This window comes from Achromobacter sp. Marseille-Q4954 (assembly GCF_943737025.1).
Lineage (GTDB): Bacteria > Pseudomonadota > Gammaproteobacteria > Burkholderiales > Burkholderiaceae_B > Achromobacter > Achromobacter bronchisepticus_A.
In genome coordinates this window covers 2621425-2643182 of sequence record NZ_CALSFQ010000001.1, presented here as the reverse complement: position 1 = coordinate 2643182, position 21758 = coordinate 2621425, and the positions used below count along the sequence as shown (strand labels likewise).

Annotated in this window: 27 protein-coding genes; 24 read left to right on the top strand and 3 right to left on the bottom strand. The window is 65.8% G+C overall.

Features of this window, described 5'->3' with window-relative positions:
* Positions 1 to 3: 3 nt before the first annotated feature.
* The 16 genes from NGK62_RS12485 to NGK62_RS12410 all read left to right on the top strand — a co-directional run bounded on the left by NGK62_RS12485 (position 4) and on the right by NGK62_RS12410 (position 11070).
* Positions 4 to 249, top strand: coding sequence for a BolA family protein (locus tag NGK62_RS12485; protein WP_059376809.1), 246 nt, complete (start codon positions 4 to 6; stop codon positions 247 to 249).
* Positions 249 to 1517 carry a UDP-N-acetylglucosamine 1-carboxyvinyltransferase gene (murA, locus tag NGK62_RS12480; RefSeq protein WP_059376799.1) on the top strand — a complete coding sequence of 423 codons (1269 nt, stop codon included), beginning with the start codon at positions 249 to 251 and terminating at the stop codon, positions 1515 to 1517. The genes NGK62_RS12485 and murA overlap by 1 nt, the downstream gene beginning before the upstream one ends.
* Positions 1514 to 2194, top strand: coding sequence for an ATP phosphoribosyltransferase (hisG, locus tag NGK62_RS12475; protein ID WP_059376797.1), 681 nt, complete (start codon positions 1514 to 1516; stop codon positions 2192 to 2194). The genes murA and hisG overlap by 4 nt, the downstream gene beginning before the upstream one ends.
* Positions 2195 to 2247: 53 nt before the next feature.
* Complete coding sequence (gene hisD, locus NGK62_RS12470) at positions 2248 to 3552, top strand: histidinol dehydrogenase (RefSeq protein WP_059376795.1); 1305 nt, start codon at positions 2248 to 2250, stop codon at positions 3550 to 3552.
* Positions 3549 to 4637 (top strand): histidinol-phosphate transaminase, encoded by a 1089-nt coding sequence (gene hisC / locus NGK62_RS12465; protein ID WP_251878511.1) that lies wholly within the window; start codon positions 3549 to 3551, stop codon positions 4635 to 4637. Before hisD ends, hisC begins: the two co-directional genes overlap by 4 nt.
* A gap of 1 nt (position 4638) precedes the next feature.
* A complete protein-coding gene (hisB, locus tag NGK62_RS12460) occupies positions 4639 to 5226 on the top strand; it encodes an imidazoleglycerol-phosphate dehydratase HisB (protein ID WP_013390948.1) in 588 nt (195 codons plus the stop codon).
* A gap of 35 nt (positions 5227 to 5261) precedes the next feature.
* Positions 5262 to 5957, top strand: a complete 696-nt coding sequence (hisH, locus tag NGK62_RS12455; protein ID WP_118933482.1) for an imidazole glycerol phosphate synthase subunit HisH — start codon at positions 5262 to 5264, stop codon at positions 5955 to 5957.
* A gap of 56 nt (positions 5958 to 6013) precedes the next feature.
* The gene (hisA, locus tag NGK62_RS12450; protein WP_054455505.1) at positions 6014 to 6754 is read left to right on the top strand and encodes a 1-(5-phosphoribosyl)-5-[(5-phosphoribosylamino)methylideneamino]imidazole-4-carboxamide isomerase; all 741 of its coding nucleotides are present in this window, start codon (positions 6014 to 6016) and stop codon (positions 6752 to 6754) included.
* Positions 6751 to 7569: an imidazole glycerol phosphate synthase subunit HisF gene (hisF, locus tag NGK62_RS12445; protein ID WP_251878509.1), complete on the top strand. Its 819-nt coding sequence runs from the start codon at positions 6751 to 6753 to the stop codon at positions 7567 to 7569. Before hisA ends, hisF begins: the two co-directional genes overlap by 4 nt.
* A 282-nt stretch (positions 7570 to 7851) precedes the next feature.
* Positions 7852 to 8256, top strand: a complete 405-nt coding sequence (gene hisI, locus NGK62_RS12440) for a phosphoribosyl-AMP cyclohydrolase (protein ID WP_054455509.1) — start codon at positions 7852 to 7854, stop codon at positions 8254 to 8256.
* Positions 8253 to 8603, top strand: a complete 351-nt coding sequence (locus tag NGK62_RS12435; protein WP_013390944.1) for a phosphoribosyl-ATP diphosphatase — start codon at positions 8253 to 8255, stop codon at positions 8601 to 8603. Before hisI ends, NGK62_RS12435 begins: the two co-directional genes overlap by 4 nt.
* 17 nt (positions 8604 to 8620) lie before the next feature.
* Positions 8621 to 8989, top strand: coding sequence for a histidine triad nucleotide-binding protein (locus tag NGK62_RS12430; protein WP_054455512.1), 369 nt, complete (start codon positions 8621 to 8623; stop codon positions 8987 to 8989).
* A gap of 14 nt (positions 8990 to 9003) precedes the next feature.
* The gene (gene tatA, locus NGK62_RS12425) at positions 9004 to 9234 is read left to right on the top strand and encodes a Sec-independent protein translocase subunit TatA (protein WP_054455514.1); all 231 of its coding nucleotides are present in this window, start codon (positions 9004 to 9006) and stop codon (positions 9232 to 9234) included.
* A gap of 71 nt (positions 9235 to 9305) precedes the next feature.
* Positions 9306 to 9836 (top strand): Sec-independent protein translocase protein TatB, encoded by a 531-nt coding sequence (gene tatB / locus NGK62_RS12420; RefSeq protein ID WP_059376782.1) that lies wholly within the window; start codon positions 9306 to 9308, stop codon positions 9834 to 9836.
* Positions 9833 to 10624 carry a twin-arginine translocase subunit TatC gene (tatC, locus tag NGK62_RS12415; protein WP_251878507.1) on the top strand — a complete coding sequence of 264 codons (792 nt, stop codon included), beginning with the start codon at positions 9833 to 9835 and terminating at the stop codon, positions 10622 to 10624. The genes tatB and tatC overlap by 4 nt, the downstream gene beginning before the upstream one ends.
* 77 nt (positions 10625 to 10701) lie before the next feature.
* Complete coding sequence (locus NGK62_RS12410; RefSeq protein ID WP_059376775.1) at positions 10702 to 11070, top strand: helix-turn-helix domain-containing protein; 369 nt, start codon at positions 10702 to 10704, stop codon at positions 11068 to 11070.
* Positions 11071 to 11097: 27 nt separating this feature from the next.
* Here the strand turns inward: NGK62_RS12410 and NGK62_RS12405 are convergent, their stop codons facing one another.
* Positions 11098 to 12258, bottom strand: coding sequence for a trypsin-like peptidase domain-containing protein (locus NGK62_RS12405; protein WP_251878505.1), 1161 nt, complete (start codon positions 12256 to 12258; stop codon positions 11098 to 11100).
* Between the two features lie 19 nt (positions 12259 to 12277).
* Between NGK62_RS12405 and NGK62_RS12400 the strand changes: the two genes are divergently transcribed.
* The 3 genes from NGK62_RS12400 to NGK62_RS12390 all read left to right on the top strand — a co-directional run bounded on the left by NGK62_RS12400 (position 12278) and on the right by NGK62_RS12390 (position 15332).
* Positions 12278 to 13054, top strand: coding sequence for a Nif3-like dinuclear metal center hexameric protein (locus tag NGK62_RS12400; RefSeq protein ID WP_251878503.1), 777 nt, complete (start codon positions 12278 to 12280; stop codon positions 13052 to 13054).
* Positions 13055 to 13323: 269 nt separating this feature from the next.
* Positions 13324 to 13950 carry a glutathione S-transferase family protein gene (locus NGK62_RS12395; protein WP_059376767.1) on the top strand — a complete coding sequence of 209 codons (627 nt, stop codon included), beginning with the start codon at positions 13324 to 13326 and terminating at the stop codon, positions 13948 to 13950.
* Positions 13951 to 14000: 50 nt separating this feature from the next.
* Positions 14001 to 15332, top strand: a complete 1332-nt coding sequence (locus tag NGK62_RS12390; RefSeq protein ID WP_059376763.1) for an MFS transporter — start codon at positions 14001 to 14003, stop codon at positions 15330 to 15332.
* A 33-nt stretch (positions 15333 to 15365) separates the two neighbouring features.
* On the opposite strand, the gene NGK62_RS12385 is transcribed toward NGK62_RS12390, so the two are convergent.
* Complete coding sequence (locus tag NGK62_RS12385) at positions 15366 to 16394, bottom strand: AraC family transcriptional regulator (protein ID WP_059376761.1); 1029 nt, start codon at positions 16392 to 16394, stop codon at positions 15366 to 15368.
* A 144-nt stretch (positions 16395 to 16538) separates the two neighbouring features.
* Here NGK62_RS12385 and NGK62_RS12380 point away from each other — a divergent pair, with 144 nt between their 5' ends.
* The gene (locus tag NGK62_RS12380; protein ID WP_118933479.1) at positions 16539 to 17306 is read left to right on the top strand and encodes an aldolase; all 768 of its coding nucleotides are present in this window, start codon (positions 16539 to 16541) and stop codon (positions 17304 to 17306) included.
* Between the two features lie 117 nt (positions 17307 to 17423).
* Here the strand turns inward: NGK62_RS12380 and mscL are convergent, their stop codons facing one another.
* Complete coding sequence (gene mscL / locus NGK62_RS12375) at positions 17424 to 17870, bottom strand: large conductance mechanosensitive channel protein MscL (RefSeq protein WP_042795720.1); 447 nt, start codon at positions 17868 to 17870, stop codon at positions 17424 to 17426.
* 140 nt (positions 17871 to 18010) lie between these two features.
* Between mscL and petA the strand changes: the two genes are divergently transcribed.
* From petA to NGK62_RS12355, 4 genes are all read left to right on the top strand, one after another.
* Positions 18011 to 18646 (top strand): ubiquinol-cytochrome c reductase iron-sulfur subunit, encoded by a 636-nt coding sequence (gene petA, locus NGK62_RS12370; RefSeq protein ID WP_054455534.1) that lies wholly within the window; start codon positions 18011 to 18013, stop codon positions 18644 to 18646.
* A gap of 74 nt (positions 18647 to 18720) precedes the next feature.
* A complete protein-coding gene (locus NGK62_RS12365; protein WP_059376757.1) occupies positions 18721 to 20109 on the top strand; it encodes a cytochrome b in 1389 nt (462 codons plus the stop codon).
* Positions 20110 to 20132: 23 nt separating this feature from the next.
* Entirely contained in the window at positions 20133 to 20984 is an 852-nt protein-coding gene (locus NGK62_RS12360; protein WP_059376756.1) for a cytochrome c1, read from the top strand.
* A 154-nt stretch (positions 20985 to 21138) separates the two neighbouring features.
* Positions 21139 to 21750 carry a glutathione S-transferase N-terminal domain-containing protein gene (locus NGK62_RS12355; RefSeq protein ID WP_006388039.1) on the top strand — a complete coding sequence of 204 codons (612 nt, stop codon included), beginning with the start codon at positions 21139 to 21141 and terminating at the stop codon, positions 21748 to 21750.
* Positions 21751 to 21758 lie beyond the last annotated feature (8 nt).

Here is a 21758-nt window from a genome sequence, read left to right as displayed (position 1 = left end):
TCCATGCTTCCCACTCCCGCGCAAGTCCGCCAATACATCGCGGACGGCCTGCCCTGTGAACATCTCGACGTGCAAGGCGACGGCTCGCATTTCGACGCGGTCATCGTCAGCGCCGCCTTCGAAGGCAAGCGCCTGATCCAGCGCCATCAGCTGGTCTATGCCGCGCTCGGCGACCGCATGAAGGCCGAGATCCATGCGCTGTCCATGCGCACCCTGACTCCCGCCGAATACCAGCAAGCAGGCAAGTAATGGACAAGCTACGCATCACCGGGGGTTCGCGCCTGCATGGCGAAATCTCCATCTCCGGCGCCAAGAACTCGGCCTTGCCCATCCTGTGCGCGGGCCTGCTGACCGCCGACGCGCTGACCCTCAGCAACGTGCCGCACCTCAACGACACCGCCACCATGCTGCGCCTGCTGGGCCGCATGGGCGTGCGCGCCGAGCGTGACGCGGACGGCACGGTCACGCTGCAGGCCAACCAGGTCGACAAGCTGGAAGCTCCCTACGACCTGGTCAAGACCATGCGGGCCTCCATCCTGGTGCTGGGCCCGCTGTTGGCGCGCTTCGGCGAAGCCCGCGTCAGCCTGCCCGGCGGCTGCAGCATCGGCCAGCGTCCGGTGGACCAGCACATCAAGGGCCTGGCCGCGCTGGGCGCCGAAATCAGCATCGAACACGGCTTCGTGGTGGCGCGCGCCAAACGCCTGAAGGGCGCCTCGGTGCGCACCGACATGGTCACCGTCACCGGCACCGAAAACCTGCTGATGGCCGCCGTGCTGGCCGAAGGCCGGACCGTGCTGGAAAACGCCGCCTGCGAACCCGAAGTGGTGGACCTGGCGGAACTGCTCATCAAGATGGGCGCGCGCATCCAGGGCCACGGCACCAGCCGCATCGTGATCGACGGCGTGGAGCGCCTGCACGGCGCCGAACACCGCGTCATCTCCGACCGCATCGAGGCCGGCACCTTCCTGTGCGCGGTGGGCGCTGCGGGCGGCGACATCGTCCTGCGCAATACCGACGCGGACATCCTCGGCGCCACTTTGGGCAAGCTGACCGAGGCCGGCCTCACCATCGAGACCGGCCCCGACTGGATCCGCTGCGCCATGTCCTCGCGCCCCCGCGCCGTGGGCTTTCGCACGCTGGAATATCCCGGCTTCGCCACCGACATGCAGGCTCAGGTCATGGCGTTGAACGCCGTGGCCGAAGGCACCTCGGTCGTCGTCGAAACCATCTTCGAAAACCGCTACATGCACGTGCAGGAACTGCGCCGCATGGGCGCGGACATCGACATCGACGGCCACACCGCCGTCGTGCGCGGCGTGCCGCGCCTGTCTGGCGCCACCGTCATGGCCACCGACCTGCGCGCCTCGGCCAGCCTGGTCATCGCCGGCCTTGCGGCCGAAGGCGAAACCCTGGTCGACCGCATCTACCACCTGGATCGCGGCTACGACCAGATGGAAGTCAAACTACGCGCGCTCGGCGCGAACATCCAACGCGTTACCGGCAAGGAACAGGCATGAACGATGCCCCCACCACCGTCGCCCCCCTGACCCTGGCACTGTCCAAAGGGCGCATCTTCGAAGAGACCATGCCGCTGCTGGCCGAGGCCGGCATCGAAGTCCCCGAGAATCCCGAAAGTTCGCGCAAGCTGATCCTGCCCACCAGCGATCCCGGCCTGCGCCTGATCATCGTGCGCGCCTCGGACGTGCCCACCTACGTGCAGTACGGCGCGGCCGACCTCGGCATCGCGGGCAAGGACGTGCTCATCGAGCACGCCAAGGAACAACCCGGCGGCCTGTACCAGCCGATCGACCTGAACATCGCCAAGTGCCGCCTGGCCGTGGCCGTGCGCAAGGGCTTCGACTACGAAGGCGCGGTCCACCAGGGCGCGCGCCTGCGCGTGGCCACCAAGTACGTGCAGTCAGCCCGTGAACACTTCGCGGCCAAGGGTGTGTACGTGGACATCATCAAGCTGTATGGTTCGATGGAACTGGCGCCGCTGGTGGGCCTGGCCGACTGCATCGTGGACCTGGTGTCCACCGGCGGCACCCTGCGCGCCAACGACCTGGTCGCGGTGGAAGACATCATGCCGATTTCCTCGCGCCTGATCGTCAACCAGGCCGCGCTGAAGACCCGCGGCGCCCGCCTGCAACCGCTGCTGGACGCCTTCGAAAGAGCCGCTGCCCGCAACGCCTGACCCTCGCCCGCCGCGACGCCGCGGCGGCCGTTACCTGCTTGCTCCATGACGCCATGGCCCTGATCAATCGTCTCGACTCCCGCGATCCCGGATTCAAATCCGCCCTGTCCACGCTGCTGGCCTTCGAAGCCACCGAGGACGAATCCATCGACCGCGCCGCGGCCGGCATCCTGGCCGACGTGCGCGCCCGCGGCGACGCCGCGCTGGTGGAATACACGCAGCGCTTTGACCGCATGCCCGGCGCATCGGCCCAGACGCTGGAGATCCCCAAGGCGGACTGGCATGCGGCCCTGGCCGCGCTGCCCGCGGCCCAGCGCAACGCGCTGGAAGCCGCCGCCGACCGCGTGCGCAGCTACCACGAACGCCAGCGCGCCGAGACCTGGACCTATACCGACGCCGACGGCACCATGCTGGGCCAGCAGGTAACCCCGCTGGACCGCGTGGGTCTGTATGTGCCCGGCGGCAAGGCCGCCTACCCGTCCTCGGTGCTGATGAACGCCATCCCGGCCAAGGTCGCGGGCGTGCAGGAACTGGTCATGGTCACGCCCACGCCGGACGGCGTGCGCAATCCCATCGTGCTGGCCGCCGCGGCCATCGCCGGCGTGGACCGCGTCTTCGCCATCGGCGGCGCGCAGGCCGTGGGCGCGCTGGCCTACGGCACCGCCACCGTGCCGGCCGTGGACAAGATCGTCGGCCCGGGCAACGCCTACGTCGCCGCCGCCAAGCGCCGCGTGTTCGGCGTGGTCGGCATCGACATGATCGCCGGCCCCAGCGAAATCCTGGTCATTTGCGACGGCAAGACGCCCGCCGACTGGATCGCCATGGACCTGTTCTCGCAGGCCGAGCACGACGAGCTCGCGCAGTCCATCCTGCTGTGCCCCGACGCCGCCTTCATCGAAGAAGTGCAGGCCTCGATCGAGCGCCTGCTGCCCACCATGCCGCGCGCCGACATCCTGCGCGTCAGCCTGGCCAACCGCGGCGCGCTGATCCTGGTCCAGGATCTCGAAGAAGCCTGCCGGATCGCCAACGACATCGCGCCCGAGCATCTAGAGATCTCCACCGAGCAGCCCGAAAAATGGACCGCGCAGATCCGCCACGCCGGCGCCATCTTCATGGGCCGCTTCAGCTCCGAATCGCTGGGCGACTACTGCGCCGGCCCCAACCACGTGCTGCCGACCTCGCGCACGGCGCGCTTTTCCTCGCCGCTGGGCGTCTATGACTTCCAGAAGCGCTCCAGCCTGATCCAGGTTTCGCACCAGGGCGCCCAGAAACTGGGCCGCATCGCCGCCGAACTGGCGCTGGGCGAGGGCCTGCAGGCGCATGCCGCCAGCGCCCAATACCGGATCGACCAGCCATGAGCGTGCCGGGCCGCATCGCCGGCACCGTCCGGGCGGACATCCGCGAACTGGCCGCCTATCCCGTGGCCCACGCCGAGGGCTGCATCAAGCTCGACGCCATGGAATGTCCCTACGAACTGCCCGAGGCGGTGCGCGACGACATCGCCCGCGCCGTGCGCGACACGCCGCTCAACCGTTACCCGGCGGCCGACCTGTCGGCGCTGCAAGCGGCCGTGAAAACGGCCTTCGGCGTGCCGGATGCGGCGGACGTGCTGTTCGGCAACGGCTCGGACGAACTCATCCACATTGTGGTGCAGGCCTGCTGCAACCCGGGCGACGCGGTGCTGTCGCCCTGGCCGTCGTTTGTCTATTTCGACATGGCCGCGCGCTTCGACCACGCCCGCTTCGTCGGCGTGCCGCTGACCGCCGACCTGACCCTGGACTTGCCGGCCATGCTGGCCGCCATTCAGGAACACCAGCCCAAGGTGGTGTTCCTGGCCGTGCCCAACAACCCCACCGGCGGCCTCTGGTCCGATGAGGACGTAGCGGCCATCATCGCCGCCGCGCCCGGCCTGGTGGTACTCGACGAGGCCTACCAGCCCTTCGCCGACCGTACCTGGATGCCGCAGGTGCTGGACGCGCCCAATGTGGTCGTCATGCGCACGGTGTCCAAGATCGGCCTGGCCGGCCTGCGCTTCGGCTACCTGGCCGGCCATCCGGCCTGGATCGCGGAACTGAACAAGGTCCGCCCGCCCTACAACCTGGACGTGCTGACCCAGGCCACGCTGTCGGCCGTGCTGCGCCACAAGCCGGTGCTGGACGAACAGGCCGCCCGCCTGCGCGCGGACCGCGAACCGCTGGCCGCCGCCCTGGCCCAGTTACCCGGGGTGCGGGTATTCCCTTCCGCCGGCAACTTCGTTCTTGCCCGCTTTTCCGGCAAGCTGGACGGCAACGCCGTGCATCTTGCCCTGAAAACGCGCAAAATATTGATTCGCAACTTCTCCAACGCCCATCCGCTGCTGGCCGACTGCCTGCGCATCTCGGTGGGCGCCCCGGCCGAAAACGCCGCCTTGCTATCCGCCCTGCAAGAGATTTTGAGTGCTTAACATGCGTACCGCTGAGATCACCCGCAACACCAACGAAACCCGCATCCGCGTGGCCGTCAATATCGACGGCACCGGCAAGCAGACGATCGACACCGGCGTGCCGTTCCTGGACCACATGCTGGACCAGATCGCGCGCCACGGCCTGATCGACCTCGACATCAAGGCGGAAGGCGACCTGCACATCGACGCGCACCATACGGTTGAAGACGTGGGCATCACGCTGGGTATGGCCATTGCCAAGGCGGTCGGCACCAAGGCCGGCCTGCGCCGCTACGGCCACGCCTACGTGCCGCTGGACGAAGCGCTGTCGCGCGTGGTGGTGGACTTCTCCGGCCGCCCGGGCCTGGAATACCACATCCCCTTCACGCGCGCCCGCATCGGCGACTTCGACGTGGACCTGACGCGCGAATTCTTCCAGGGCCTGGTCAACCACGCCCTGATCACGCTGCACATCGACAACCTGCGTGGCGTCAATGCCCACCACCAGGCGGAAACGGTCTTCAAGGCCTGTGGCCGCGCCCTGCGCATGGCCATGGAAGTCGATCCCCGCATGGGCGACGTCGTGCCCTCCACCAAGGGCGTGCTGTAACACCTCCGCCATCCACCCGCAGCAGGCAGAAAGAAGTGACCACTATCGCCATCGTCGACTACGGAATGGGCAATTTCCATTCCGTCGCCCGCGCCCTGAAATACGCCGCCCCCGATGCCGACATCCGCATCTGCAGCCAACCACAGGAAATCGCCGCGGCCGACCGCGTCGTGTTTCCCGGCCAGGGCGCCATGGCGGACTGCATGCGCACCCTGAACGAATCCGGCCTGCGCGAGGCCGTCGTGCGCGCCGCGCGCGAGAAGCCCCTGCTGGGCGTCTGCGTGGGCGAACAGATGCTGTTCGATTCCAGCGAGGAAGGCGGCACCTCCTGCCTGGGGCTGTTCCCCGGCGTGGTGCGCCGCTTCTCGGGCCCCAGCTTTGCCGACCCCGTCAGCGATGACGCGGCCTGCCTGACCGACACCGGCGCCGCCGGACTGGCCGACACCCGCCCCGAGCGCCTCAAGGTCCCGCACATGGGATGGAACAAAGTGCGCCAGACGCGCTCTCATCCTATCTGGGCCGGCATTCCGGACGAAACGCACTTCTATTTCGTCCATAGTTACTACGCCGACCCGGAAGATCCGGACCTGACTGTTGGTGAAACCGAGTATGGCCTTGCCTTTACCTGCGCGGTGGCGGCAGCTAACATTTTCGCGGTGCAGTTTCACCCCGAAAAGAGCGCCGAGCACGGTTTGCGCCTGTATCGCAATTTTGTAGACTGGCAGCCGTAGGCTCCGAGCCCACGCCCGCCAGCCCTTTCAACCCATATATTTTTTCGCTGCCCACCATGCTGCTGATCCCCGCCATCGATCTCAAAGACGGGCGCTGCGTGCGCCTGCGCCAGGGAGACCTGGACGATGCAACGGTGTTCTCTGAAGACCCCGCCGCCATGGCCACACGTTGGCTCGACCAAGGCGCGCGCCGCCTGCATCTGGTCGACCTGAACGGCGCCGTCGCCGGCAAACCCAAGAACGAAGCCCCCATCAAGGCGATCCTGGACGCTGTCGGCGACGACATCCCCGTGCAGATCGGCGGCGGCATCCGCGACCTCGACACCATCGAACGCTACCTCGACGCCGGCATTTCCTACGTGATCATCGGCACGGCCGCGGTCAAGAACCCCGGCTTCCTGCAGGACGCGTGCGGCGCCTTCCCGGGCCAGATCATCGTCGGCCTGGATGCCCGCGACGGCAAGATCGCCACCGACGGCTGGAGCAAGCTGACCCGCCACGACGTGCTCGACCTGGCCAAGAAGTTCGAGGACTACGGCTGCGAAGCCATCATCTACACCGACATCGGCCGCGACGGCATGCTGTCCGGCGTCAACGTCGAAGCCACGGTCCGCCTGGCCCAGCACGTGCGCATCCCGGTCTACGCATCGGGCGGCATCGCCGGCATCCAGGACATCGAAGCCCTCTGCGCCGTCGAGGAAGACGGCGTCGAAGGCGCCATCCTGGGCCGCAGCATCTACGAAGGCACGCTCGACTTCCAAGCGGCGCAGGCACGCGCCGACGAACTGGCAAAATGACCACCTCCAGCAGCACCCCCGCGGCCGGCGCGCCCGTGCAAAGCGCGCTGACCCGCCGCATCATTCCCTGCCTTGACGTCACCGCGGGCCGCGTCGTCAAGGGCGTGAACTTCGTCAACCTGCTCGACGCGGGCGACCCCGTCGAGATCGCCCGCCGCTACAACGAGCAGGGCGCCGACGAACTCACCTTCCTCGACATCACCGCCACCAGCGACGGCCGCGACCTGATCCTGCCCATCATCGAGCAGGTGGCCTCGCAGGTCTTCATTCCGCTGACGGTGGGCGGCGGCGTGCGCCAGGTGTCCGACATCCAGCGCCTGCTGAATGCCGGCGCCGACAAGATCAGCATCAACAGCGCCGCCGTGGCCAATCCGGAACTGGTCCGCGCCGCCTCGGACTACCACGGCTCGCAATGCGTGGTGGTGGCGATCGATGCGCGCCGCGTCTCGGCCCAGGGCGAACCCGCCCGCTGGGAAGTCTTCACCCATGGCGGCCGCAAGGCCACCGGGCTGGACGCCGTGGCCTGGGCGTGCCGCATGGCCGCCTACGGCGCGGGTGAAATCCTGCTGACCAGCATGGACCGCGACGGCACCAAGTCCGGATTCGACCTGGAACTCACGCGCGCCGTCTCGGACGCCGTGCCCGTGCCCGTCATCGCCTCCGGCGGCGTGGGCAATCTGCAGCATCTGGCAGATGGCGTCACCACCGGCCGCGCCAGCGCGGTCCTGGCCGCCAGCATCTTCCACTTCGGCCAGCACACCGTGGGCGAGTGCAAGCGCTTCATGGCTGGCCTCGGCATCCCAGTACGGATGTAGTCCCCCCGAAGCGCCTGCGGCGCTTCCCCCCAGGGGGGTGCCGCAGCGGACCGGCGGAGCCCGGCACCGCGCGGCCTCGCTTGAGTGGCGCCTCGAGTTGCATAGGCCGGATTGCTTGGCACGCATTGAAAAACCCAGCTCGCCTGGCCTGAATTGGGGATAGTCTGGATCAGTTTGGGAAGCCCCTCTCAGGCGTGCAACAAGGTATTGCCGTAAGATGATGAGTCCCCACGCGCCAGTGGCGGCCTGCAAGGCGCCGCGCGAGGACAACGGATGAATGAGATGAGCAACGAACCCGCCTGGATGGCCGACGTCGTCTTCGACGAAAACGGCCTGATACCCGCCATCGCGCAGGACGCCGAAAACGGCCAGATCCTGATGGTGGCCTGGATGAACCGCGAATCGCTCGCCGAAACGGCCGCCACCGGGCGCGCCGTTTACTGGTCGCGTTCCCGCCAGCGCCTGTGGCGCAAGGGCGAAGAGTCCGGCCATGCCCAGGAAGTGCACGAACTGCGCCTGGACTGCGACGGCGACGTGATCCTGCTCAAGATCCACCAGCAAGGCGGCATCGCCTGCCATACCGGGCGCGCCAGCTGCTTCTACCGCCGCCTGGAAGGCCAGACCGACCAGGCTTCCTGGATCACGGTGGACCCCGTGCTGAAAGACCCCGAACTGATCTACAAATGACCGCTCAAGCCGCAAGCGCCGCCGAAATCCTCGCGCGCATCGCCGATACCCTGGAAACCCGCCGTCCCGAAAACGGCGGCGATCCCCAAGCCTCCTATTCCGCCAAGCTGCTGGCCAAAGGCCCCGACGCCTTCCTCAAGAAGATCGGCGAAGAAGCCACCGAACTGGTCATGGCCGCCAAGGACGGCGTGCCCGACCGCATCGTCAGCGAAACCGCCGACCTGTGGTTCCATTGCCTGGTGGCCTTGACACATTTCAAGCTTCGGCCCGAAGACGTACTGGCCGAACTGGCTCGCCGCGAGGGCCTGTCCGGCCTGGCGGAAAAGGCGAGCCGCCCGCAAGACTGAACACGGAACCCGGAAAAATGAGCGACAACTGTATTTTCTGCAAGATCGCCGCTGGCGACATCCCGTCCAAGAAAATCTACGAGGACGAGGACTTTGTTGCGTTCCACGACATTAATCCGGCCGCGCCGGTACATTTATTGCTGATCCCTCGACGTCATGTCACATCCATGCAGGATATTAAGGGGGAGGACGCAGAATGGTTGGGTAGAATGATGTCGTTAGCGCCGCGGTTAGCCGCTGAAAACGGTTGCAATCCGGGCCCTGATGGCGGATTTCGCATCATGATCAATTCTGGCGTCGAAGGCGGCCAGGAAGTCCCGCATCTGCATTTCCACATCATCGGCGGCTCGCGACCCTGGAAAGGGCGCGTGGCCCCCAACGCGTAATTCGGAGAAACATCATGGGTAGTTTCAGCATCTGGCATTGGTTGGTTGTCCTGGTCATCGTGGCGCTGATTTTCGGCACCAAGAAGCTGCGCAACATCGGCTCGGACCTGGGCGGCGCGGTCAAGGGCTTCAAGGAAGGCATGAAGGACGCCAACGGCGGCGACAAGCCGGCCGAGCCGATCGCGCAGCAACGCGTCTCCGGCGACACCATCGACGTGCAGGCCAAGGAAAAATCCAACTCCTGAGCGCCTGCTCGGCTCCCGGGCCGTCCTGAACAGGCCGGCCCTTATTGCATCCACTCCCGAGCGGCCGTCGAATGTTTGATGTCAGCTTCACTGAACTGATGGTGATCGGCGTCATCGCCCTGATCGTCATCGGCCCCGAACGCCTGCCCAAGGTTGCCCGCACCGTCGGCCACCTGCTCGGGCGCGCGCAGCGTTACGTCAATGACGTGAAATCCGATATCCAGCGCGAAATCGAGCTCGACGAACTGCGCAAGTTCAAGAGCGAAATGGAAGATGCCGCCCAGGGCGTGCAGAAGTCGCTGAACGAAACCCAGGCCTCGCTGCAGGAACCCGTCCAGCAGTTCCGCGCTGAACTCGACGAGGTCGCGCGCGAAGCCAACATCAAGGCCGAACCGTCCGTGGCCAGCGAAACGCCTGCCGAACCCGAACGCAGCATCGCGCCGCCGCCCAGCCAGAACCACAGCCTGAACCTGGACCTGGATCTGCCGCCGGTGGCTGCGCCCGCGCCCGCCGCGACCCAACAACCCGCGCCCAGCGCGCCCAAGGCCGACGACGCCGCGCCCGCCGCCAAGCCCGTCGCGCCCTCCGGAACCCCGACGTGACCCAGGACGCCTCCCAAGAAGAAGGCCAGCAGGAGACCTTCATCTCCCACCTGGTCGAGCTGCGCACCCGCCTGCTGCGCGCCGCCGCCGCCGTGATCGGCATATTCATCGTGCTGTTCATCTACCCCGGCGCGTCGGCCATTTACGACGTGCTGGCCCAGCCCATGCTGGCTTCGCTGCCCGAAGGCACGCGCATGATCGCCACCGGCGTCATCACGCCGTTCATGGTGCCGGTCAAGGTCACGATGATGGCCGCGTTCATCCTGGCGCTGCCCGTGGTGCTGTACCAGGCCTGGGCCTTCGTGGCGCCCGGCCTGTACCGGCACGAGAAGCGCCTGGCGCTGCCGCTTATCGTTTCCAGCACCTTTCTGTTCATCGCGGGCATGGCGTTCTGCTATTTCGTGGTGTTCCGCACGGTGTTCCACTTCATCGCCACGTTCGCGCCGCAGTCCATCACGCCAGCGCCGGACATCGAGGCCTACCTGAGCTTCGTCATGACGATGTTCATGGCCTTTGGCATCACCTTCGAAGTGCCCGTGGCCGTGGTGCTGCTGGTGAAGATGGGCGTGGTCGAACTCTCCAAGTTGAAGGCCGCGCGCGGCTACGTGGTGGTGGGCGCCTTCATCATCGCCGCCGTGGTCACGCCGCCCGACGTGGTCAGCCAGTTCATGCTGGCGGTGCCTCTGTGCCTGCTGTATGAGGTCGGGCTGATCTGCGCCCGGCTGGTCACGCCCAAACCAGAAGCAGAAAGCGAGACCGATTCGGACTCGCTGACAGAGCGCCACTGATCCCTTCGGACGGTCCTGCCCACAAAGCAGGACCGTTTCACCTTGTGGGCGGCCCACGGCAACTCTACATTGCCCTCATGTCACTCGCCCAAAGACTGCACACCCTGATGCGCTGGCGCGGCATCAAAAGCCAGAACCAGCTGGCTCGCATTTCTGGCGTGCCGCAATCGTGCATCCATCGGATCCTCATGCGCGAAGACTGCTACTCGCCGTCTCGCGCTACCTTGCTGCGCCTGGCGCGGGCGCTGGACACCAGCGTGCCGTGGCTGACCGACGGCGTGGGGCCGGGCGGGGATGCGCCGCACAACGGCGCGTCCCCGCCGGACGACGGCCCGGACGGCTATTGCACGGAAATATGGGCGCTGCTGCGCAATCAATCCGAAAGCACCAAGAAAGCCATCTTGTCGGCGGTGCGCCTGATGGCCAAGGACCCCGCCGCAACCTGAACCCCCACCCGCGGACCCGGCGCTGTCCTAGCGCGGCTTGCCCGGGCGCGTGCCCACCACCACCGCCAGCTCGGCTGGCTTACCGCTGCGCAATATGCCCAGCTTGGCGCTCTGGCCCGGCGGCAGCTGCGCGATCTCCGACAGCAGGCTGGCGGTGTCCATCATGCGCTTGCCGTTGACCGACTGCACGATGTCCCCCACCCGCAGGCCGCCGCGCGCCGCCGGCCCGTCGCGCATCACGCCGGCGATGATCACGCCCGCGGTATCGCGATCCAGCCCGAACGCACGCGCCAGCTCCGGCGTCACGTCCTGCGGCTCCACGCCCAGCCAACCGCGCTTGACCGCGCCGGTCTTGACGATCTCGTCCATGACCTTGCGCGCGATCTCGATGGGGGTGGCAAAGCCTATGCCCATCGACCCGCCCGATTCGGAATAGATGGCGGTATTGATGCCCACCAGATTGCCCGCGGCGTCGACCAGCGCGCCCCCGGAATTGCCGGGGTTGATCGCCGCGTCGGTCTGGATGAAGTTCTCGTAGGTGTTCAGTCCCAGCCCGTTGCGGCCCAGCGCCGATACGATGCCCAGCGTGGTGGTCTGCCCCACCCCGAACGGATTGCCGATGGCCAGCACCACGTCGCCCACCCGCAAGCCCCGGTCCGGCGCCAGCGTGGCCGCGGGCAGGGACCGCAAGGTGGCCAGCTTCAGCACGGCCAGATCGGTGTCCGGATCCGCGCCCACCACTTTCGCGGTATCGCGGCGGCCGTCGGACAGCGCAACCTCGATCGCTTCCGCGGCCTGCACCACGTGGTAGTTGGTCAGCACGTAGCCGTCCTGGTTCACGATCACGCCGGACCCCAGGCTGGTCGAGGCCTGGCGCCGCGTCACGCCCGGCACCTGGCCGAAGAACTGGCGCAGCACCGGATCGTCGGGCAGCGGAATCAACGGCACGTTCACATGCTTGGTGGTGTATACGTTGACCACGGAGGGCGCCGCGCGAGCCACGCCGTCAGCATAGGACGCAGTGGCCTGGGTGCGCGCAGCCGGCGGTCTTGCGGCCGCCGCGGCGGACTGAGGCCCCGCCGCCGGCCCGGCCAGCCGCAGCAGGTCGGGCCGCAAGGTCGTCACGACGAATAGAATACCCAGGCAGACCGTGACGGCCTGAGCAAAGATCAGCCAATATCGGCGCATGATTCTGATAGGACTAGCTATGAGTAAAGTGGACTCCCACGTCCTGGCCAACTGGCTGGACGACACCCTGCAAACGGCACGCTTCAAGGACTATTGCCCCAACGGGCTGCAGGTGGAAGGCCGATCCGAAATCGCACACATTATCGCCGGAGTCACGGCCAGCGAAGCCCTGCTGCGCGTGGCGGTCGAACGCGGCGCGGATGCGGTGCTGGTGCATCACGGCTGGCTCTGGCGCAACGAAGACCGCCGCGTCATCGGCACGCGCCGCGCGCGCATGGCCCTGGCCCTGAAAAACGACCTGAACCTGTACGCCTACCATCTGCCGCTGGACGCGCATCCCACGCTGGGCAACAACGCGCAGCTGGCGCGCGTGCTGGGCCTGACGCCCGCGCTGCGCGATGACGGCGCGCCGCAAACCTGCGGCCCAGACAACCTGGTCTGGCTGGGTACGGCGACGGGCGTGGCAACGCTGGGCCAGTTGGGCGAGCGTGTGGCCGAACGCCTGAGCCGCCAGCCGTTGGTGGTGGGCGACCCGGACATGCCCCTGGCGCGCGTGGCCTGGTGCACGGGCGGCGCGCAAGGCATGCTGGGCGATGCGGCGGACGCGGGCGCCAGCGCCTACATCACGGGCGAGGTTTCCGAATCCACCGTGCACCTGGCGCGCGAAACCGGCGTGGGCTTCATCGCCGCGGGCCACCATGCCACCGAGCGCTACGGCGCGCAGGCGCTGGGCCAGGCGGTCGCGGAACGCTTCGGCATCAAGGTCGAATTCGTCGACATCGACAACCCGGCATAACCGGCTCCGCCTCCTCAAGATCGCCCCCGCAAGGGGGCGTTTTCATTGCACGGCGCCCAGCGCGACCGTGCGCGCCGTCCGTGCCGAATCCGCAGGACTCGGCTAGGGGAAAACCAGAGGGCGCGATCAAGGCGCCGCCTGTGCGTCGCATCTGGTCAATCGCGGTTCTCTCCCTGTCAATTCCGCGCGCAGTCCAGCGCCCTAGCATTCCATGCAGCCGCCCGCTGCCGGCCCTTTCCGGCCGGGCCTCCTACACACGGAGCCATTGAATGCTGACCCTCTACGACCACCCGCGCTCCGGCAACTGCTACAAGGTGCGCCTGTTTCTCGCGCTCATCGGCCGGGACTACCAAAGCAGGTTCGTCGACGTGCTGGCCCGCAAGAACCAGACCGCGGAGTTCGAGCGCGTCAGCGCCTTCCAGCAGATCCCCGCGCTGACCGATGGCGACACGGCCATCTGGGACAGCCACGCCATCCTGCTGCATCTGGCGCATCACTACGCCCCCGAATGGCTGGCGCCGCTGCCTCGCATCGGCGCCATGCACGCCTGGATATCGGTGTCCGCCAACGAGATCGCCAACAGCCTGCAGCCGCTGCGCCTGACGCGCGTGGTCAGCAACGCCGAGGCCGCGCACCACCTGGGCGTGAGCGAGGCCTTGCTCGACGTGCCCGGCATGCAGGCCCGCACCGACCGCGTGCTGCAGCGCCTGGAAAAGCGCCTTGCGGACCACGCCTGGCTGGCGGGCGGCGAAGCGCCGACCGTGGCCGACATCGCCTGCTACGGCTACCTGGCGCTGGCCGAGGAAGCCGCCATCGACATCGCCGCCTATCCCGCCATCGCGGCGTGGCGCAAGCGCATCCAGCAGTTGCCAGGGTACGTGCCGCCAGGACCCTGAGTCCCGCGCACAACGACAAGAACCATTACTACAAGACAAGAGGGAACCACATGGACGCCATCCAGGCCGCGCAGCCTATTGCCCAATCACACAAGAAACCGAACCTGTTCCGGGTCGCCGTTGCCACAGTCATCGGCACCGCCGTGGAAGCCTTCGACTTCCTCGCCTACGGCACCGCCGCGGCGCTGGTGTTCAACAAGATTTTCTTCCCGCAGTTCGACCCCGTCACCGGCACGCTGGCAGCCTTCGGCGCCTTCGCCAGCGGCATGCTGGCACGGCCCATCGGCGGCATCCTGTTCGGCCATTTCGGCGACCGCATCGGCCGCAAATCCATGCTGACGCTCAGCCTGCTGCTGATGGGGATCTGCACGGTGCTCATCGGGCTGTTGCCGACCTATGAACAAATCGGCATCTCGGCTGCGGTGCTGCTGGTGGTGCTGCGCATCGGCCAGGGGCTGTCGTTCGGCGGCGAGATGGGCGGCGCCATGCTGATGGCGGTAGAACACGCGCCGCCCAAATGGAAGGCGTTCTTCGGCAGCCTGCCGCTGGTGGGCGCGCCCCTGGGCATCCTGCTGTCGGTGGGTTCCTTCGCGCTGGTGACGCGGTTGCCGGAAGCGGACTTCCTGTCCTGGGGCTGGCGCCTGCCATTCCTGGCCAGCGCAGTGCTGATCGTCGTCGGCCTGTTCATCCGCCACGGCATCGACGAATCGCCTGAATTCGAAGAGGTCAAGCGCGAGAAGGCGCGCAACAGACAGTCCGTGCAAGACAAGATGCCCTTGGGCGAATTGCTGCGCGCGCACGGCAAATCGTTGCTGCTGTGCATAGGCTGCAAGATTGCCGAGGTCACGCTGATCTACACCTTCCTGGTGTTCTCGGTTTCCTACGCGGTGTCCAAGCTCGGCTTCAGCCGCGCCGACGCGCTGCATGCCTTGCTTTACGGCGCTGGCGTGCTGATGTTCACCATTCCGCTGTTCGGCGTGCTGGCCGACCGCATCGGCGCGCGCCGCGTCTGTGGCTGGGGCGGCATGCTGCTTGGACTCATGGCCATTCCGATCTTTCTCGCGGTGGGCAGCGGTTCGCTGATGGCGTACAGCCTTGCCGTCTTCGTCGCCATGGCCTTCAACTACGCGATCATGATCGCGCCGCAATCCAGCCTCTACAGCGCGCAGTTTCCCGCGGAGCTGCGCTATTCCGGATTGTCCATCGGGGTCCAGTTCTCGGCCGCCATCGGCGGCGGGCTGGCGCCGCTGATCTCGGCCACGCTGGTGCAGAAGTTCGACAGCATTCTTCCCGTCGGCGTCTATCTGGCCTTCCTCGGCATCGTGGCGGGTAGCTCCGCGTTTCTCATGAAGCCCACCCCGCAGGACCTGCGCCGGGGCTGACGCGCAGGAACGGCATGAGCAGGCGGCGCGGCGCTAGGCGCCGCCGTTGCCGCTTCTGGCGGTCTTGCGATACAGGGCCGGCGACATGCCGAAGCGTTCATGAAAGCGGCGAATGAAATGGCTCGCGTGCTGAAAGCCGCAAGACGCCGCGATGTCCTTGACCTCGACGTGCGCGCGCCGCGGATCCTCCAGCGCCTCCCGGGCCAGCTGCAGGCGGCGTTCACGCACATAGCTGGTGTATTGCAGCGAGCGCATCTTGAACAGCCGGTGCACCCAGCGCGTGGTCACGCGCAGCACATCCGCCACCGCCTGCACCGACAGTTCCGGATCGGTGATGTGGGCATCGATATAGCTGGCCAGCACCTGCCAGTTGTCGGCGGGCGCGCGCGCATCGCCCGGTATCTTCTCCAACGCCTGGCTGGTGTAGATCGAGGCGAGCAGCGCCAACAGCGCCTGCTCGGCAAATAGCGACGACGTCGGATTCGATTCCGCCTTGTCGAAGAACACATGATGCAGGCAGCGATGGGCGGTCTGCACCATGGGCAGGACCGCCACGCCGCGTTGCGCGGTGAACTGCGACATCGCCAGGCTATGCGCGCCCAGCAGGCGCGACAGCGGCCCCTTGACCACCACGATGCGCGAATCGGTGTACATCCGGATTTCCGATGGCAGTGCGGTCGTGCGGAAGATGATGTCGCCGGGTTCCAGCGGCAGCGTCGCGTCGTTCTGCACGATGACGCCGTGGCCCGCAATCACAAAGCTCGCCAGGAACTCCGCATGCTCCAGATCGGCCGCATGCTCCGCGCGGTGGTGCACGCTGATCGGCGTGGACTCCAGGCTCACCACCAGCCCGCCCGCGCGCAGCCTGCAGGCCTGCAATAGCAGCCTGGGCGGTTCGGTCAGCGCCCTGAATTCGCCCGGCAGCACCAGCTTGTCCAGCTCGCGCTCGTAGCCCGCGATCTCCTGCGCATAGAAAGGGCGGAACTGCGGCGCAAAGTTCAGATCCGCCTCGGAACAGGCGGGCCGGGCGGATGGATTCACTGTCTGGCGGGCGCGTGGCATGATCGGAACACTCTGTCGGGTCGGCCAACACTGGCCGAAAGGCGCCGGTCTTCCTGTCGCATTGAGTCAACCCTCGTTCGTGATCGGTCAATCGCGGGCGGCGGAGGCGGGCGTGTAATGGAGCCATTATCCCAAGGAGACCCCATGCTGGAAAAACAAGCCCATGCCGACGCCTTCTTTGCGCGCTCCGCGAACAAGCTCGACTTCGGGAACTGGAGCGAAGAAGAAAAGGTGGCGCTGAGCTGCCGCATTCTCGCCAGCGAAGGCCATTCGGAAACCCTGGCGGGCCAGATCACCGTGCGCAAGGAAGACGGCACGTTCCTGACGACGCCCTTGGCCCAGGCCTTCGACGAGATCATCCCGGCCTCGGTCATCCGCATCAACGACAACATGGAGGTGCTCGACGGCCCCGGCACGCCCAACCCCGCCGTGCGCTTTCACTTCTGGGTCTATCGCCAGCGTCCCGACGTGCAGTGCATCATCCACACGCACCCGCCCCATGTCTCGACGCTGTCCATGACGGGGCAGCCGCTGGTGGTCGCGCACATGGACGCGACGCCGTTCCACAACGACTGTGCCCATCTGAAGGAATGGCCCGGCCTGCCCATCGCCGACCAGGAAGGCGAGATCATCTCGGCGGCGCTGGGCGGCAAGCGCAGCATCCTGCTGGCCAACCACGGCTTTCTGGCAGCGGGCTCGTGCATCGAGGAAGCGCTGTACCTGTCGGTGCTGATCGAACGCGCCGCCCGCAATCAATTGCAGGCAGCAGCCGCCTATGGCGAGGTGAAACCGGTGAATGACGCGCTGGCCGCCGAATCGCACGATTTCCTGTTGAAGCCCAGCATCGTGCGCGCAAGCTTCGCCATGTTCGCGCGGCGCGTCGAACGGCAAATGGCAGCAGAACGGGACTAGGGGAAGGGAACAGGCAGCGGATCGTTCAGCGGGGGCCGGCATGCGCCGGCGGGAACGTCCGCCAGCCGCGGCCCGGATCCGCGTCCATGCGGATCCCGGGCCGGCGGCGGCATCGGATCAGGGCTTCTTGAGCAGATCGCGGATTTCACGCAGCAGCGCCACGTCTTCGGGCGTCGCGGCGGGCGCCGGCGCTTCCTCGGCCTTGGTGCGGGCCTTGTAGATGGCCTTGACCATCCAGAAGATCACGAAGGCCAGCAACACGAAGTTGATGATGATCGTGACGAAGTTGCCCCACGCAAATACGTTGGCACCGGCCTTGGTGAGGTCGGCGTAGGTCATGGGGCCGTTGTAGCCGGCCGGCATCGACAGAACCAGGAACTTGTTCGAAAAATCGACCGAGCCTCCGAGGATGAAGTTGACCAACGGCATGACGATGTCCTTGACCAGCGAATCGACGATCTTGCCGAACGCCGCGCCGATGATGACACCGACCGCCAGGTCCACTGCGTTGCCTTTGACAGCGAAATCTCGGAATTCTTTGACGAAACCAGTCGCTTTGCTCATAAAAGCACTCCCTTCGTGATACGCCCGTGAGTGGGCTGGCGCTATAATACGCGGTTGCTATGTTGTTACAAATTCCCGCGAACCCGATGCCGCAGAAGTGATGCTACTCGTAGAGCGGGCGCATCAACAAGGATAGGAAGATGAGTCAGGATACGCTGGTGCACGATGATGACGGTGCGGTTGATCCCAACCTGCCACCTGATCCTTCGCGACGTTTCTGGGTTACCACCGCCTGTGCTGTGGGTGGCGTAGCAGGTGTCGCAACGGCAGTGCCGCTTGTGAGCACGTTTTCTCCCTCCGAAAAGGCCCGCGCTGCCGGGGCTCCCGTTGAAGTGGACGTCGGCGACATTCCCGTCGGCACCATGAAGACGGTTGAATGGCGCGGAAAACCGGTCTGGATCATCCACCGGTCGCCTGAACAACTCGCTGGTCTCAAGACCCAGGACGCGCTGCTGGCCGATCCTGATTCCAAGCGCCCCGGCTTCACGCCCAAATACGCCGAAAACGAAGGCCGCTCGCGCAAGCCCGAGCTCTTCGTCTGCGTCGGCATCTGTACCCACCTCGGCTGCTCGCCCACGTCCCACTTCGAAAAGGGCGGCAGTCTGGGCGCCGACTGGCAGGGCGGCTTCCTCTGTCCTTGCCACGGCTCCACGTTCGATCTGGCCGGCCGTGTCTACAAGAACAAGCCCGCTCCCGACAACCTCGAAGTCCCGCCGTACCAATATCTCACCGACACCCGCATCATCGTGGGCGTCGATGAAGACAACAAGGCCTGACGCGCGCGTCGCGCTTTTTTCCCGAATTACGTAAGTAAATCCGCATTACGCCACGTGAGAGAAGGAGCCGTTACATGGCTGGCGAGAAAACCGTCGAGACGACAGGCCTGTTGGGCTGGCTGGACCGGCGCTTCCCGGTGACCTCTACCTGGAAAGCCCATCTGTCCGAGTACTACGCACCGAAGAACTTCAACTTCTGGTACTTCTTTGGCTCACTGGCCCTACTGGTGCTGGTGCTGCAGATCGTGACCGGCATCTTCCTGGTCATGCACTACAAGCCGGACGCGGAACGCGCGTTCCAGTCCGTCGAATACATCATGCGCGAAGTCCCGTGGGGCTGGCTGGTGCGCTACATGCACTCCACCGGCGCGTCGATGTTCTTCGTCGTCGTGTACCTGCACATGCTGCGCGGACTGCTTTACGGTTCCTACCGCAAGCCGCGCGAGCTCGTGTGGATCTTCGGCGTCGCGATCTTCCTCTGTCTGATGGCGGAAGCCTTCTTCGGCTACCTGCTGCCCTGGGGCCAGATGTCCTACTGGGGCGCACAGGTGATCGTGAACCTGTTCGCGGCCATTCCCTTCATCGGTCCTGAGCTGTCGATCTGGATCCGCGGCGACTACGTCGTGTCGGACGCCACGCTGAACCGCTTCTTTGCCTTCCACGTCATCGCCATCCCGCTGGTGCTGGTGGGCCTGGTCGCGGCCCACCTGGTGGCGCTGCACGAAGTCGGTTCGAACAACCCGGACGGCATCGAGATCAAGCAGGGCCCGAAGGACAAGTACGGCCGCCCGAAGGACGGCATCCCGTTCCACCCGTTCTACTCGGTGCACGACCTGATGGGCGTCGCCGGCTTCCTGCTCGTGTTCGCGTTCATCGTGTTCTTCGCGCCGGAAATGGGCGGCTACTTCCTCGAGTTCAACAACTTCATCCCCGCTGACTCGCTGAAGACGCCCCCGCACATCGCGCCGGTCTGGTACTTCACGCCGTTCTACTCGATGCTGCGCGCCACCACCGACGAGTTCACCTGGGTGCTGGCGGGCGCTTCCGTGCTGGGCGCCATCGCGCTGCTCGTCAAGAGCAACCTGAAGGGCTTCATGCGCATCGCCGTCCCCGGCATCCTGATCGTCGTGGCCGTGCTGCTGCGCGTGATCGACGCCAAGTTCTGGGGCGTGGTCGCCATGGGCGGCACGGTCGTCATCCTGTTCTTCCTGCCCTGGCTGGACCATTCCCCGGTCAAGTCGATCCGCTACCGCCCGACCTGGCACAAGTGGATCTACGGCATCTTCATGGTCAACTTCCTGGTGCTCGGCTACATCGGTACGCAGCCGCCCAGTCCGCCGTTGAACGTCACCTCGCAGATCGGCACGCTGCTGTACCTGGCATTCTTCTTCCTGATGCCGGTATGGAGCCGCCTGGGCACTTTCAAGAAGGTGCCCGACCGCGTCACGTTCCACGCCCACTGAGCCCACCAGATAACGGATTAACCATGATCAAGAAGCTGATTGGTGCCGTGGCCTTGATGCTCACGTGTACCGCCACCCTCGCCGCCGGAGGCGGCTACCCCCTGGACAAGGCCCCGTACCGCGTCAACGACATGGCGTCGCTGCAGAACGGAGCCAAGCTGTTCGTCAACTACTGCCTGAACTGCCATAGCGCATCCTCGATGCGCTACAACAAGCTCAAGGACATCGGGCTGACCGACCAGCAGATCAAGGAAAGCCTGCTGTTCACCGGCGAAAAGGTCGGCGACATGATGAACGTCGCCATGACCCCGAAGGACGCCAAGCAGTGGTTCGGCACGACGCCCCCGGACTTGTCCGTGATCGCGCGCGCCAAATCCGTGAACGCCGGCCCCTCGGGCGCCGATTACATCTACACCTACCTGCGCACCTTCTACCGCGACACCGCGCGTCCCACGGGCTGGAACAACCTGGTCTTCCCGTCGGTGGGCATGCCCCACGCGCTCTGGGAAGTGCAGGGTCCGCGCGAGCTCACGACGGTCGCCATGCACGAGGTCGAAGGCAAGGAAGGCGCCCCCAAAACCTGGGAACGCGTCACCACGGTGTACGATGCACAGGGTTTTTCCACGGTCAAGGCCGAACCGGTAGCCAACTACCACGGCCATGCCACCTTCGATGCCAAATTCAAGGCCGCTAACCCGGCCCAAGTCGCAACATACGACAACGACGTCGCCGACCTGACTGCGTTCATGTCCTGGATGGCCGAACCCGTCCAGACATTCCGCGTCCGTCTCGGCGTCGGTGTCATGTTGTTCCTGCTGCTGTTCTTCCTGGTTACCTGGCGCCTCAACGCCTCGTACTGGAAACACGTGCGCTAACCGCAACGCCCCGCCAGGTTCTTATCCGTCCCCGATTGCAAATGGGGACGGCATCAGCGGATAGGGCTGTACGCCTATCCCGCCTGGCAATTGGGGCCAGCGCCTGCTAGATTAAGGCGCTGGCCTTTCGTTTTTCAATAAAGGACTTACCGCCATGATGGTGCTCTATTCCGGAACCACGTGTCCGTTTTCGCAACGCTGCCGCTTCGTGTTGTTCGAAAAAGGCATGGATTTCGAGATCCGCGACATCGACCTGTACAACAAGCCCGAAGACATCTCGGTGATGAACCCGTACGGTCAAGTGCCCATTCTGGTCGAACGCGACCTGGTCCTGTACGAGTCGAACATCATCAACGAGTACATCGACGAGCGCTTCCCGCATCCCCAGCTCATGCCCGCCGACCCGGTCATGCGCGCCCGCACCCGCCTGTTCCTCTACAACTTCGAGAAGGAACTGTTCGTCCACGTCTCGACGCTGGAAGACCGCAGCGCCAAGCCCGACGAAAAGAAGCTGGCCAACGCCCGCCAGAACATCCGCGACCGCCTGGCCCAGCTGGCCCCCATGCTGCTGAAGAACAAGTACATGCTGGGCGAGGAATTCTCCATGCTCGACGTGGCCGTGGCTCCGCTGCTGTGGCGCCTGGACCACTACGGCATCGAACTGCCCAAGAACGCGGCTCCGCTGCAAAAGTACGCCGAACGCATCTTCTCGCGTCCGGCCTACATCGAAGCGCTGACGCCTTCGGAAAAAGTGATGCGTCGCTAAGGCTGTTG